Raw genomic sequence first — 13,451 nt, 5'->3', positions numbered from 1 at the left:
GATCAAGCAGTCGGCGGCGAGCCCGAAGCTATTGCAGCACACCGGCCGCGCCGTGGTGTTCGAGTCGGTCGAGGACATGACGCTGCGGGTCGACGATCCCGCGCTCGATGTGACTGCCGACGATGTGCTGGTGCTGCGCAACGCCGGCCCGAAGGGCGCGCCGGGCATGCCCGAGGCGGGTTATTTGCCGATCCCGAAGAAGCTTGCGCGCACCGGGGTGAAGGACATGGTCCGTATCTCCGATGCGCGGATGAGCGGCACCGCGTTCGGCACCATCGTGTTGCACATCACGCCGGAGTCTGCCGTCGGCGGTCCGCTCGGCCTGGTGCGGAACGGCGACATGATCCGGCTCGATGTTGCCAAGCGCAGCATCGATCTGTTGGTCGACGAGGCCGAGTTGCAGAAGCGACGCGCGGCGCTGGCCACCGCCGGCACGCCGGATTGGGCCAAGCGCGGCTACGCGCATCTCTTCAATGAGACGATCCTGCAGGCCGATGAAGGCTGCGATTTCGACTTCATGCGCGCCAAGGGGAAGTAGCGCGCAAAGTTCGGCGCATTTGCCGAATTGTCGATAATTCCGGCGATGCGGCGCTCGTTAATGCCTACGACGAGCTGATTACCTCTGTTTTATTGACAATCCCGCAGAACTGATGGGATGATCGCGTCAAATAAAAACAGGGGGAACGTCGCGATGGGCTACTCAGCCAGGATCGTCGGGATCGCCATGGCCGCAGCAGCGCTGCTGCTGCCCGCGCGTGCCGGCGCGCAGGAGGTCAAGCACTTCCGCTTCGCCTACGATCAGCCGCGCAACACCGGCTATTCGGTCGCCGGCGATCTCTTTGCCGACAAGCTCAAGGAATTGAGCAAGGGGACGTTGATCGTCGACCAATATCCCGGCGCGCAGCTCGGCCAGGAGCCGCAGCTGCTGCAACTCGTCAAGTCAGGCGATATCGAGTTCGCGATCATCTCCTCCGCCAACACCGCGACGATCTCGCCACAGGCCGGCGTGATGTCGCTGCACTTCCTGTTCCGCAACGACGCCCATGTGATCAAGGCGCTGGCCGACCCGCAGGTGTTCGACGCGATCAGGACGATGATCGACGACACCGCCCAGGGCCTGCACGTGATCGGCACCGGCTCGCAGGGCGTGCGCCACATCTACAGCAAGAAGGAAATCCACAACGTCGGCGACCTCAAGGGCGTCAAGGTCCGGGTGCAGGCGACCGCGACCGAGGACACCATGTTCCCGGCCTACGGCGCGCAGACGGTGCATATGCCGTTCGGCAGCGTCTACACCTCGCTGCAGACCGGCGTGGTCGATGCCGCCGAGAACAGCATCAACGTCTATCTCGTCAACAAGCACTATGAGGTCGCGCCGGTGCTCTCGATCACCGAGCACGAAGCCAACAATGCGCTGCTGTTCGTCTCCGACAAGCTCTGGCAGAGCCTCTCCGCCGAGCAGAAGCAGTGGGTGCAGGCTGCCGCCAACGAGGTCAGCGCCAAGGAGCCGCAGAAAGCCTTCGAGCTGGAACGGAATGCGCTGACCAAGCTGAAGTCGTTCGGGGTCAAGGTTGTCGAGGACGTGGACAAGAAGAGTTTTACCGCAATCGCCGATCCCTATCTCGACAAGCTCGCCAAGGAGCTCGGTCCGCATGCCGAGAAGATCAAGAACCTGATCCGCGCGATCAATTAAACAAGCGTCGTCCCGGCGAGGGCCGGGACCCATACGCCGCGGCTCGTCCATTGAAGCACCGGGCCGCCGTTCTTTCTCAAAGCATCAGGCGCCGGTGGTTATGGGTCCCGGCCTTCGCCGGGACGACATACGAGGACGGAGCATTCGATGGCCATGGCCGACAGACTGGTGCTGCAACGTCAGCGGCATCTGAAATGGCAGTCGCTCGACCGGCTCGAGCTGATCCTGATGGTGCTGTGCGGCCTGCTGTGCTTCGGCTTCTCGCTCTCGGTCACCGCCGACATCGTCACCCGCACCATCGGTCATCCCTGGCTGTGGCTGCAGGAGGTGACCTCGACGCTGTTCATCTATGCGATCTTCATCGGTGCCGCGGTCGCGACGCGACGTAACGATCATCTCTATCTCACCGCGCTCTCGGAGGCGATGCACGGCAGGTCGCGGACATTCGTCGAGATCGTCATTCGGCTTGTCGTGCTCGGCGTTGCCTTCTGCCTGGTCTGGTATGGCTATCAGAATTACCTGCGCGGCTTCGGCAGCTTCCGCCTGCCGTCCGGCACGCCGATCGCATCGCTCTATGCCGTGATCCCGCTGTCGGGCATCCTGATCGGCCTGTTCACGATCGAACAACTCGTCAACGGCATCCGCAACGGCTTCGATCATCCGGAGCGGCCGGATGACGATCTTCCAATTCCCGCGATCAACACCAGCGCGACGACGGGAGCGCGGCCGTGAGCGCACCGGTCGTGCTTGTGCTGATGTCGTTCTGCTTTCTGTTCTTCGGCTATCTCGGCGTGCCCGTGCCGTTCTCGCTGATGGCCGGCGTGTTCGTCGGCGCGGCGCTGTCCGACGTGTCGCTGGCGGCGATCATCCAGAAGATCTTTGACGGCGTCGATTCCGAGGCGCTGCTCGCGATCCCGTTCTTCCTGCTGGTCGGCGAGCTGATGAGCTCGGCGAATGTCGTGGTCCGCATCGCCAATCTGTCGGTGTCGCTGGTCGGGCATATCAGGGGCGGGCTGTCGCAGGTCGTGGTCGTCTTCAGCATGTTCTTCTCGGAGATGTCGGGCTCGACCACCGCCGACGTCGCCGTCATGAGCCGGGCGCTTGGCGGGCCGATGCGGCGGGAGGGCTACGAGCCGGCGTTTATTGCCGCGATCATCGCCTCGGCGTCGACGATCGCGGCACTGGTGCCGCCGAGCATCACCGCAGTGGTCTATGGCGCGGTCGGCAACGTCTCGATCGCCGGCCTGTTCATGGCCGGCGTGGTCCCCGGACTGATGATCGGCTTCGGGCTGATGATCTATTGCTATTTCTTCGGGCCCTCAGGCCTGCGCAAGCCGCGCGCGCCGCTGCGCCAGATCGCCTTTGCTGCCGGCGACGCCGCGTTGCCGCTGATGATCCCGGTGATCCTGCTCGGCGGCATCCTGACCGGCTGGTTCACGCCGACCGAGGCCGGCGTGGTCGCGGTCGTCTACATCATCGTCGTGGTGATCCCGGCGCTGAACCGCGGGCACCTGAAGAAGATCCCGTACGACTTCTGCCTCGCCGGTCTTATTTTTTCGCTGCCGCTGATCACGATCGGGGCGGCGAACGCGTTCGGCTGGATGCTGGCCTATTTGCGCGGCGCGATCTACATCGCCGACTGGATCACCTCGATCGCCGGCAACGATCCGCACCTCATCATGCTCCTGATGGTGCTGCTGTTCACCGTGGTCGGCGACTTCATCGAGCCGGTGCCGACCATCATCATCTTCATGCCGCTGGTGAACGCGCTGACCCAGGCCGGCGATATCAACGGCGTGCATATGGGCGTGGTGCTGATCGCGACGCTCGCCTTCGGCCTGATCACGCCGCCCTATGGGCTGGTGCTGCTGATGGCCTCGAAGTTCGTCGGCGTGAGCTTTGCGAAGGCATTGCGGGCGGCGCTGCCGATCTATGTCGTGTTCCTGGTCACGATCTGCTTCACGATCTACTTCCCGAAGGTCGTGCTGTGGCTGCCCAAGCAGGTGATTCCGGAATCGGTCGGCTGCTTCAAGGCGCCGGGCGGCACGGGATACATCTGCCCGAACTAGGGCAGCCTTTATTTCGACTTGCTGGTGAATTTCTTCACTGCGACGCGGAAATCGTCGGTATGCATGGTCGCAATGATCTTGTGCTCCTCGGCATCGAGCTGCTGCTTGGTTGGCGTGGTGGCTGCCTGATAGACCAGTGATTTGGTTGCCGCGATCGCGGCGGGCGGATTCTTTGCCAAGCGTTCGGCGAGTTGCCGGGTGGCCGCCTTCAGTTCGGTCGCAGGGACGGTCTTGACGACGAGGCCCCATTCATAGGCCTGCTGCGCGGTGAAGCCATCCTCGGCCAAGAAGATCTGCAGCGCGCGACGTGTCCCGACAGTGCCGACAATGCCGACCGTGCTGCCGCCGTCCGGCGACACGCCGATCTTGGCATAAGCGGGCGTGAAGCGGGCATCCTCCGTGGCGATACACAGGTCGGTCACGAAGGCGAGGCCCATGCCGGCGCCGGCCGCCGAACCATGCACGCTGGACAACACGAGCTTCGGCATCCGCCGAACGGTCTCGATGAAGGCGTGATAGTGGTGCAGCATCTCGCCGACCACGGGGGTGACGCTGTTGGCCTCAGTCGCGGCGCCGATGGTCTGCAGATCGCCGCCGGCGCAGAAGGCGCGACCTTCGCCCTCGATGACCAGCACGCGGACGTCCTTGTTGGCTTCGACCTCGGCGCCGAGCTGTTCCAGTTTTTTAGCGATCGTCAGGTCGATCGCGTTGAACGCGGCCGGCCGGTTCAGCGTGATGGTCGCGATGGCGCCGTCGATGCGGAGCAAAGCGGGGTCGTTCGGGGAGGAGGCGGGATCGGACATTTTTAGGGACCTTGGGCTTGTTATTTCCTGACATTTAAGGCCTTGGCGGCAGCCGTGGCAATGCGGCCCGGCGTCCGGAGGCGGCTTTCGGATGCCCAGATTTGCCAGCGACCCCCTTGCATCGGCGCGAGCCATGAGGCCAAATGGCCGTCAGCCTTCGGTACGCAGACACGAGCGCTGTGGGGACGGGGCAAGCAAGCTAACATCGACAAGAGGAAACGGCATGGGTCGCTCCTGCTCGCGCGTATTTGGGTTGTTCCGATGACGGGCTCGGTCATCATCGTCGGCGCCGGACATGCCGGCTTCCAGGTCGCGGCGTCGCTGCGCCAGGCGGGCTTTTCGGAGCGCATCGCCCTGATCAATGACGAGGGCCATCTGCCGTACCAGCGGCCGCCGCTGTCGAAGGCCTATCTGAAGGGGACCGGCGGGCCCGAGACCCTGATGTTCCGGCCCGAGAAATTCTACCACGACAACAAGATCGAGCTGATCACTGATCGGGCGCACGCGATCGACCGCAATGCGCGGAAAGTGGCGCTCGCCTCCGGTACGTCGCTCGACTACGGCCATCTGGTGTTCGCGACCGGCGCGCGGAACCGGCTGCTCGATATTCCCAACGCCAAGCTCGACGCGGTTCGCTACCTGCGTATCCTGGATGAGAGCCAGGCGCTGCGCGACTTGATCGCGCCCGGCATGCGCGTCGTGGTGATCGGCGCGGGCTTCATCGGGCTTGAATTCGCGGCGACCGCGCGGGGCAAGGGCCTCGAGGTCGATGTGGTCGAACTGGCCTCGCGGGTGATGGCGCGGGCGGTGACCGCGGAGATCTCCGAGTTCTCGCAGTCCCGCCACGCTGCTGCCGGCATCCGGATTCATCTCGGCGTCCAGGTCACCGCGATCGAGGCCGACGGTGCCAAGGTCACCGGCGTCAGCCTGAGTAACGGCACGCATATCCCGGCCGATCTCGTCGTGGTCGGCGTCGGCGTGCTGCCGAATGTCGAGCTCGCCGCGGAAGCCGGCCTGCCGGTCGCATCCGGCATCATCGTCGACGAGCATCTCTTGACCGCCGATCCTGATATCTCCGCGATCGGAGATTGCGCGCTCTACACCAGCAAGCGCTTCGGCGGATCGCTGCGGCTGGAATCGGTGCAGAACGCGACCGATCACGCGCGCTGCGTGGCGTCGCGGCTGACGGGGAAGACCGAAGTCTATGACGGCCTGCCGTGGTTCTGGAGCGACCAGGGCCCCGACAAGCTGCAGATGGCGGGTCTCACCACCGGCTACGACCGCGTCGTGGTGCGCGGCGACCGCGCGCAGGGGGCGTTCTCGGCGTTCTGCTATCGCGGCGACAGACTGCTCGGCATCGAGTCGGTCAATCGCGCCGGCGATCACATGTTCGGCCGCAGGCTGCTCGGCGCCGGCGGCTCGATCACGCCGGAGCAGGCGGCGGATGCGAGCTTTGATTTGAAGAGTGCGCTTTCCTAATACTCCCGTCGTCCCGGCCTAGTGCGCAATTGCGCACGGGGGCCGGGACCATTACCCCAAATACCGATTGTTGAGCGACGCTGAGGCCACGATCCCTACGACAACCAAGATCGGTGGTTATGGGTCCAGGCCTTCGCCGGGACGACGACGTGGGGAGATAGCGTTCTCTACCTCTTCCGCCGTCGGCATCGACGGCGCCGCCCCCATCCGTTGCACGCAGATCGAGGCAGCGGCGTTGGCATAGGCCAGCGCGTCGCGAAGCGGCTTGCCGGTGGCGAGCTGTGAGGCGAGGGCGCCGACGAAGCAGTCGCCGGCGCCTGTGGTGTCGACGGCCTTGACCTCATGTCCCGGCACCAGCAGCGGTTGGTCCCCGACCAGCGCCAGCACACCGCGCTTGCCGAGGGTGACGCAGACGATCTTGCCTCGCCCCAACGCCCGCGCCGCCTCGGCGAAGCGAGAGGGCGCGTCGTTGTCGCGCAGCTCAGTCCCCGCGAGGACGCCGAGCTCGGTCTCGTTGAGGATCAGGACATCGACCAGGTCGAGCAATCCCTTGTCGGCCGCCTTCGCCGGCGCCGGATTGAGGATCGTGGTGGCGCCGGCGGCGCGGGCACGACGGAAGAACGCGGTGATCGTCGGCAGCGGAATCTCGAACTGGCTGACCGCGACGTCACCCTTCGCAAGTGTGGGGGCCGCGACATCGTCAGCGTCGACCAGCCCATTGGCGCCCGGCACCACGACGATGGTGTTGTCGGCATTGGCGACCGTGATGATCGCGGTGCCCGAATGCGTGCCGTCGGTGTCCTTGACGAAGGCGAGATCGACGCCTTGTGCGGCAAGGAACGCCCGAAGCTCCCTGCCGAATGCGTCGGTGCCGAGCCGGCCGATGAGCGTGGTCGGTATGCCGAGCTTGGCCGATGCCACCGCTTGATTGGCGCCTTTGCCGCCGGGGAAATACAGCACGGCCTCGCCGGCGACGGTCTCGCCGATTCGCGGATGGCGCTCGGCGGTCGCCACCACGTCCATGTTGATGCTGCCTGCGACGAAGACGCGCCCCACGCCCATTTACCCCTGTCAGACCGCGGCGCCGAACTCCTGCTTGACCGCCGCAATGTCGGCCAGCGTCGGCAGGCCGGCCTCGTTGCCGAGCTTCTGGATCTTGAAGGTCGACGCCGCGCGCGCGAACTCAAAATGCTCATGCCAGGCTTTGCCGGGATTGGCGAGATAGGAATAGACATAGGCGCCGTGGAAGACATCGCCCGCGCCGTTGGTGTCGATCACGCGCTTGCGCGGGATCGGAAACGCCGGCAGCGTCTGCACCGCCCCCGTCTCGTCATACCAGAGCAGGCCGCGCTCGCCCATGGTGACGCCGCCGATCTTGCAGCCGCGGCTCTTGAGATAGTCGAGCATGTGCTCGGGCGTCTTGTCCATCTGTTCGCACAGCCGTTCGGCGACGATCGCGACGTCGATGAATGCGAGCAATTCGTGGGTGTTGGTGCGCAGGCCGCCGCCGTCGAGCGAGGTCATGATGCCGTCCTCACGGCAGAGCTTGGCGTAATGGATCGCCGCGTCCGGCTGGTGGCCGTCGATGTGCAGCGCACGGCAGCCCTTGATGTTCAGCAGCGGAAAGGGATGGATGTGCTGATCGTCGCGGCAGCGGACGATGGCGCGCTTGCCGTCATTGGGCATGATGAAGGACAGCGAGGAGGAGTTGACCTTGCGCGGATGGAACGAGATGCCGTACCGGTCGGCCATGTCCCAGAACATCCGGCCCAGCCAGTCATTGGCCATGGTGGCGATCAGGTCCGGCTCGACGCCGAGCTTGGCGCAGCAGAACGCCGCGGTCACCGCGTTGCCGCCGAACGAGACTGCATAGGCGTCGGCGACGTGCTTCTCGTCGCCGACAGGCATGTGATCCGTGATGAAAGTGACGTCGATATAGGTCTGTCCAATAAAGAGAGCCTGCATTCGCTTCCCGTCGTCGCTTGGTGTGGTCCCGGCCACCGACCAGACTAGCACCGCTGGTCGGCCGATATCGCTGAAATTATTCGCAACCCTGCTTGGTTTGCAGGTAGAGATGATGGATGCAGCCGGGCCGTTCTGGCATGCGGCATAACGGACGGCGGCAGTCCGCGGTTCCGGGGCGCGCAAGGGAGAAGCACGATGACGGCAGATTCGGGGAGGCCAAAACCATGATTACCGGTCTCGATCATGTCGTCGTCCTGACCGGCGACATCACCGCCGCCAGCGCCGCCTACGAGACGCTGTTCGCGCGGGCGCCGTCCTGGCGCTACAGTGGCGGTGGCGCCGATCGCACGCTGTTCACGCTTGACAATACCACGCTGGAATTGGTGGCGCCGCACGGCGACGACGATGCAGCCCAGCACATTCGCAATGCGCTCGCTACCCAGGGCGAGGGGCTCGCAAGCCTTTGCTTCCGGACCAGCGATATCGCCAGGACGTACCGCCGGCTCGACCGGCTGACGCTGAAGCCCGAGCCTGTCGCCGAGGTCGAGAGCCGCGATGACACCAGCGGCGCCACGCTGTCGTGGAAGCGGACGCGCGCGGCGACCGATGCGACGCGCGGCGTACGGATGTTCTTCCTGGAGCGAGCGCAGGAGCGCCCGCTGTCGGTGCGCACCACGCCGGCCTCGATCACCGCGATGGATCATGTCGTGGTTTCGACCGCCGATCCGGAACGCGCTGCCGCACTCTATGGCGCGCGGCTCGGGCTCGACATGGCGCTCGACCGGTCGCATCCGGACTGGGGCCGGCTGATGTTCTTCCGCTGCGGGGATCTCGTCGTCGAGGTCACGCACCGGCCGGGCAAGGAAAGCAACAAGGCGCAGGCCGATGCGCCGGACCGGCTGCGCGGCATCTGCTGGCGTGTCGCCGACATCGATGCCACGCGTGCGCGGCTGGTTGCCGCAGGTGTCGACGTCTCGGAGGCTCGCACCGGCCGCAAGCCCGGCACGCGCGTGATGACGGTACGCAACGGCACGTGCGGTGTGCCGACGCTTCTGGTGCAGCCCTCGCAGGGAAAGCCAGACTAGGCCGCATCTCGTCCGCGCGTCGTCCCGGCAACGTGCGTGTGGGGATATGAGTGCACTCATTTCCGTCGTCATTCCCCGGTGCGCAATTGCGCACCTGAGGGCTCGCGAAGCGAGAACCCGGAATCCATTTGGCCTGACAGTATGTGGTTCGATGGATTCCGGGCTCGTGCCAAGAGGCGCGCCCCGGAATGACGGTGAGGGTGTTTGTGGCGACTGCGAGAAATATTCCTGCATCGCCACCACGACAACATTCGTTCTCAAACGTCGAGCGTCATGCTACATTCATCAATTCAGCATCACGGGCGATCGATTTGGCCAAGGCAAAGCGAATACAGAGATGGCAGCGCGACCCCCAGGGGATGCGGTTGCGGATTCTCGAGGCTGCCAAGCAGGAATTCGCCGCCCATGGCCTCGCCGGCGCGCGGGTCGACCGCATCGCGGCCAATGCCGACGCCAACAAGCGCATGCTGTACTACCATGTCGGCAACAAGGAGGATCTCTATCTCGAGGTGCTGGAAGGCGCCTACGAGAAGATTCGCGCCGAAGAGCGCACGCTCGATCTCGAGCATCTCGATCCGCCCGAGGCGATCGGGCGCCTGATCGACTTCACGTGGAACTATTTTCTGCGCAATCCCGAGTTCCTGGCACTGCTGAACACGGAAAACCTCGCCAAGGCAAAACACCTGAAGCGCTCGACCAAGGTCAAGTCGATGCACTCGCCCTTTGTCGAGATGATCCGTACCGTGGTGACCCGCGGGGTTGAAAGCGGCGATTTCCGCGTCGCGGTCGATCCGGTGCAGCTCTACATCTCGATCGCCGGGCTGGCGTTCTTCTATCTCTCCAACTGTGCCACGCTGAGTGTGATCTTCGGCCGCGACCTCTTGAAGAAGGACGCCCGCGACGAGCGCCTCGAGCACATGATTGCGCTGGTGCTGGCGGCGCTGACCGGCAAGTCCACGGCGGCATTCGGTGGCGCGATGCCGGTGCTGAAGTCGATGGAACACCGCGTGGTGTGAAGCGGCATTCGGCCGAAGTCGTCATTGCGAGGAGCGATAGCGGCGAAGCAATCCATGCATCAGCGTGTGCTGACAAATGGATTGCTTCGCGGAGCCTGTCATCCGGCGGCGCTTCGCGCCGACCGGGTGGTTCGCAATGACGGTGCTTTACAATCCGGGAACTGCATCCGCGGACGGACTTACCCGGATGTCGCTTCGCTCATCCGGGCTACAAGGCATTCGAGCCCTAAATTTCTCGCCTGACGAAAGTAGGGGATTTCGGCGCGATTTTGCCGCCTGCCGGGGGCTGGACAGTATTTATCCAACGGGTTAATTTCTGCACGAACTGAGAAACTGCAAGGGAGCGTGACGTGGCGGAGACAAAGAGCCCTTCGGGCCTGTCGAAGGTGCTGAATGCGGCGTGGGTCCGCCCGTTCCTGTTCCTGGTCGTCATCGTGGCGGCCTGGGACCTCGCGATCCGCCTGTTCCATATTCCGGCCTACCAGATCCCGTCGCCCGGCGACGTCGTCGCGGTGCTCTGGAGCGACTGGCCGGAGCTGTTACGGCAGTCCTGGCCGACCACCTACGCAACGATCTGCGGCTTCCTGCTCTCGGCGCTCTTCGGCATTCCCGTCGCGATGCTGATCGCCGGCTCGAAGACGGTCGAGAGCTACGTCTATCCGCTGCTGGTGTTCTCCCAATCGGTGCCGAAGATCGCGATCGCGCCGCTGTTCGTGGTGTGGTTCGGCTTCGGCATCATCCCCAAGGTGATTTCCGCGTTCCTGCTCGGCTTCTTCCCGGTCGTGGTCTCGGCTGTGCAGGGCTTCAAGTCCGTCGATCCCGACATGGTCGATCTGGCGCGCGCGATGCAGGGCAGCCGCTTCAAGGTGTTCTGCGCGGTCAACCTGCCGCACGCGATGCCTGCAATTTTCTCGGGCTTGAAAGTCTCGGTGACGCTCGCCGTGGTCGGCGCCGTCGTCGGCGAGTTCGTCGGCTCGAATTCCGGCATCGGCTACGTGATGCAGCGTTCGATCGGCACCTTCGACCTGCCGACGATGTTCGCAGCATTGGTGATCCTGGCGCTGCTCGGCGTCATCCTGTTCTGGATCGTCGACCGCATCGAGCGGCTGGTGATCCCCTGGCACGTCAGCCAGCGCGACGACATCAGCTTCGCTTCGTAGCGCAGCAACCGGACAAGCGGCCCACATAAGGGCCGCGGACAATTAAGGGAGAACAACCATGAAGCGTTTGATTGCGGTCGCCGGCGCCGCACTGGCCTGGACCGCGCTCGCGGTGGCACCCGCGTCTGCGGCGGACAAGGTCGTGCTGATGCTGAACTGGTACGTCTATGGCGAGCACGCGCCGTTCTATTACGGCAAGGCCAAGGGCATCTATGCCGCAGAAGGCATCGACCTCGAGATCCAGGAAGGCCGCGGCTCGGCTGCGACCACCCAGGCGGTGGCCGCCAAGACCGCGGATTTCGGCTATGTCGACGTGCCGACGATGATGCGTGCGGCGGTGAAGGGCGCGCCCGTGATCGCTACCGGCGTGCTGCTGCAGACCAGCCCGATGTCGGCGATGGGCTTCGTCGACAAGAACATCAGGAAACCCGAGGATATCAAGGGCAAGACGGTTGCGATCACGCCAGCGGACTCGATGACCCAGATCTGGCCGCTGTTCCTGAAGAAGACCGGCCTGAAGGAAAGCGACTTCAACACCGTTGCCGGCGACGGCCAGACCAAGCTCAACGCCGTCATCAACGGCCAGGCCGATCTCCTGCTCGGCTATGTCATGGACCAGTCGATGAAGATCAAGGACGCCACCGGCAAGGACGTCTACCCGATCAAGTTCGCCGACTACGGCATCAACATGGTGTCGTCTGGGATCATCGCGAACTCCGACTATGTGAAGGCCAACGCCGACCTGGTCCGCCGCTTCATGTCGGCCACGACGAAGGCGGTGGAGGCTGCCGAGAAGGATCCGAAGGCCGCCGCGCAGTCGATCCTCGACGCCAACCCGAAGGGCGGCAAGATCGATACGTTGACCCAGGGCTTCGAGCTGACGATCCCGCTCTATCGCACGCCGGAGACCAAGGCCAAGCGGCCGTTCCATGTCACCGACCAGAACATGACCGAGTCGGTCAATCTGATGGTGGAATATGGCGGCCTCGACGCCAAAGCGAAGGCCAATCCGAAGGCGTTCTACACCAACGACTATCTGCCGAAGGGTGACTCGTGAGCAGTCAACCCCCGTTGTCGTCCCTGCCGAGTGCGCGATTGCGCACGGAGCAGGGACCCATAACCCCCGGCGTTAGTTGTTGCGGAATGTCTCTCCCCATGTGCCCGAACGAGAAGCCGCGGCGTATGGGTCCCTGCTTTCGCAGGGACGACGGTTGGAGAGGGCAGCGATGAATCCTGCGACAAAGCCAATCCATGCTGATCAGCCCGCCGCGCATTTGCGCCTGGTCTCTGACCGCGCAGCAGGCGCCGCGCCGGGCATCAAACTGTCCGGTGTGTCGAAGACCTACCGGTCGCGCGATGGCGATGTGCCGTCGCTGCGGCCGCTCGACTTCACCATCAATGACGGCGAGTTCTTTGTCGTGGTCGGGCCCTCCGGCTGCGGCAAGTCCACGCTGCTCAAGATGATCTCGGGCCTGTTGCCGCCGACGACCGGTGAGGTGCTGGTCGACGGCGAGCCGGTGACGAAGCCGCACGGCAATGTCGGCATCGTGTTCCAGAACGCTCTGCTGCTGCCATGGCGTAACATCCTCTCCAACGTGATGCTGCCGATCGACATGAAGCAGCTGCCGCGGGACAAATATCTTGACCGCGCCAAGGCGCTGCTGAAGCTGGTCGGGCTCGAGGGTTTTGAGAAGAAGCTGCCCTGGCAGCTCTCCGGCGGCATGCAGCAGCGCGCCTCGATCTGCCGCGCGCTGGTGCACGATCCCAAGATCATGCTGATGGACGAGCCGTTCGGCGCGCTCGACGCCATGACGCGCGAGCGGATGAACGTCGAGCTGATGCGGATCCAGCGCGAGACCGGCAAGACAGTGCTCCTGATCACCCACTCGATCCCGGAAGCCGTGTTCCTGGCCGATCGTGTGCTTGTGATGACCGAGCGCCCCGGCGCGATCGCCGCGATCTATGACGTGCCGATGCCGCGGCCGCGCTCGCTCGACACGATGTCCGATCCCGTCTTCACCGAGCTAGTGCAGCGGATCCGCAAGCATTTCTTCACGCAGGGGTCGCTGGACTAACACCCGAGCCTACGATGCCGCTTCGACTCAAAGTCAACGATATCGCCTTCTTCGATCGGCCGCTGATGTTCGCCCGGCCGTTCCGCTTCGGCGCGGTGATCGTCAC

At 64.3% G+C, this 13,451-nt stretch carries 12 protein-coding genes and 1 pseudogene; 10 read left to right on the top strand and 3 right to left on the bottom strand.

Annotated features, from left to right (window positions below):
- From FNJ47_RS38090 to FNJ47_RS38075, 4 genes and pseudogenes are all read left to right on the top strand, one after another.
- Positions 1 to 538 (top strand): annotated as a pseudogene (locus tag FNJ47_RS38090) (dihydroxy-acid dehydratase); the annotation flags it as partial.
- A 153-nt stretch (positions 539 to 691) separates the two neighbouring features.
- Positions 692 to 1,693, top strand: a complete 1,002-nt coding sequence (locus tag FNJ47_RS38085) for a TRAP transporter substrate-binding protein (protein ID WP_163160982.1) — start codon at positions 692 to 694, stop codon at positions 1,691 to 1,693.
- 147 nt (positions 1,694 to 1,840) lie between these two features.
- Complete coding sequence (locus FNJ47_RS38080) at positions 1,841 to 2,425, top strand: TRAP transporter small permease (protein WP_163160981.1); 585 nt, start codon at positions 1,841 to 1,843, stop codon at positions 2,423 to 2,425.
- Complete coding sequence (locus FNJ47_RS38075; RefSeq protein ID WP_163160980.1) at positions 2,422 to 3,762, top strand: TRAP transporter large permease subunit; 1,341 nt, start codon at positions 2,422 to 2,424, stop codon at positions 3,760 to 3,762. Before FNJ47_RS38080 ends, FNJ47_RS38075 begins: the two co-directional genes overlap by 4 nt.
- An 8-nt stretch (positions 3,763 to 3,770) precedes the next feature.
- On the opposite strand, the gene FNJ47_RS38070 is transcribed toward FNJ47_RS38075, so the two are convergent.
- Positions 3,771 to 4,565, bottom strand: coding sequence for an enoyl-CoA hydratase/isomerase family protein (locus tag FNJ47_RS38070; RefSeq protein ID WP_163160979.1), 795 nt, complete (start codon positions 4,563 to 4,565; stop codon positions 3,771 to 3,773).
- A gap of 261 nt (positions 4,566 to 4,826) precedes the next feature.
- Between FNJ47_RS38070 and FNJ47_RS38065 the strand changes: the two genes are divergently transcribed.
- A complete protein-coding gene (locus FNJ47_RS38065) occupies positions 4,827 to 6,044 on the top strand; it encodes an NAD(P)/FAD-dependent oxidoreductase (protein ID WP_163160978.1) in 1,218 nt (405 codons plus the stop codon).
- 117 nt (positions 6,045 to 6,161) lie between these two features.
- Here the strand turns inward: FNJ47_RS38065 and rbsK are convergent, their stop codons facing one another.
- Both rbsK and FNJ47_RS38055 read right to left on the bottom strand, forming a co-directional pair.
- Positions 6,162 to 7,100, bottom strand: coding sequence for a ribokinase (gene rbsK / locus FNJ47_RS38060; protein WP_163160983.1), 939 nt, complete (start codon positions 7,098 to 7,100; stop codon positions 6,162 to 6,164).
- A gap of 15 nt (positions 7,101 to 7,115) precedes the next feature.
- Positions 7,116 to 8,009, bottom strand: coding sequence for a sugar kinase (locus tag FNJ47_RS38055; RefSeq protein WP_163160977.1), 894 nt, complete (start codon positions 8,007 to 8,009; stop codon positions 7,116 to 7,118).
- Positions 8,010 to 8,233: 224 nt separating this feature from the next.
- Here FNJ47_RS38055 and FNJ47_RS38050 point away from each other — a divergent pair, with 224 nt between their 5' ends.
- The 5 genes from FNJ47_RS38050 (at position 8,234) to FNJ47_RS38030 (ending at position 13,345) form a co-directional block, all read left to right on the top strand.
- Positions 8,234 to 9,094 (top strand): VOC family protein, encoded by an 861-nt coding sequence (locus FNJ47_RS38050; protein WP_163160976.1) that lies wholly within the window; start codon positions 8,234 to 8,236, stop codon positions 9,092 to 9,094.
- A gap of 359 nt (positions 9,095 to 9,453) precedes the next feature.
- Positions 9,454 to 10,110, top strand: coding sequence for a TetR/AcrR family transcriptional regulator (locus tag FNJ47_RS38045; protein ID WP_163160975.1), 657 nt, complete (start codon positions 9,454 to 9,456; stop codon positions 10,108 to 10,110).
- A 350-nt stretch (positions 10,111 to 10,460) separates the two neighbouring features.
- Entirely contained in the window at positions 10,461 to 11,270 is an 810-nt protein-coding gene (locus FNJ47_RS38040) for an ABC transporter permease subunit (protein ID WP_163160974.1), read from the top strand.
- A 58-nt stretch (positions 11,271 to 11,328) separates the two neighbouring features.
- A complete protein-coding gene (locus tag FNJ47_RS38035; RefSeq protein WP_163160973.1) occupies positions 11,329 to 12,327 on the top strand; it encodes an ABC transporter substrate-binding protein in 999 nt (332 codons plus the stop codon).
- Between the two features lie 169 nt (positions 12,328 to 12,496).
- Positions 12,497 to 13,345, top strand: coding sequence for an ABC transporter ATP-binding protein (locus FNJ47_RS38030; protein ID WP_163160972.1), 849 nt, complete (start codon positions 12,497 to 12,499; stop codon positions 13,343 to 13,345).
- Positions 13,346 to 13,451: the final 106 nt, after the last annotated feature.

The organism is Bradyrhizobium uaiense (assembly GCF_010811875.1).
GTDB classification, from domain to species: Bacteria; Pseudomonadota; Alphaproteobacteria; order Rhizobiales; family Xanthobacteraceae; genus Bradyrhizobium; species Bradyrhizobium uaiense.
Note: the sequence above shows the minus strand (reverse complement) of the source record. Positions and strands in the feature narration are given on the sequence as shown.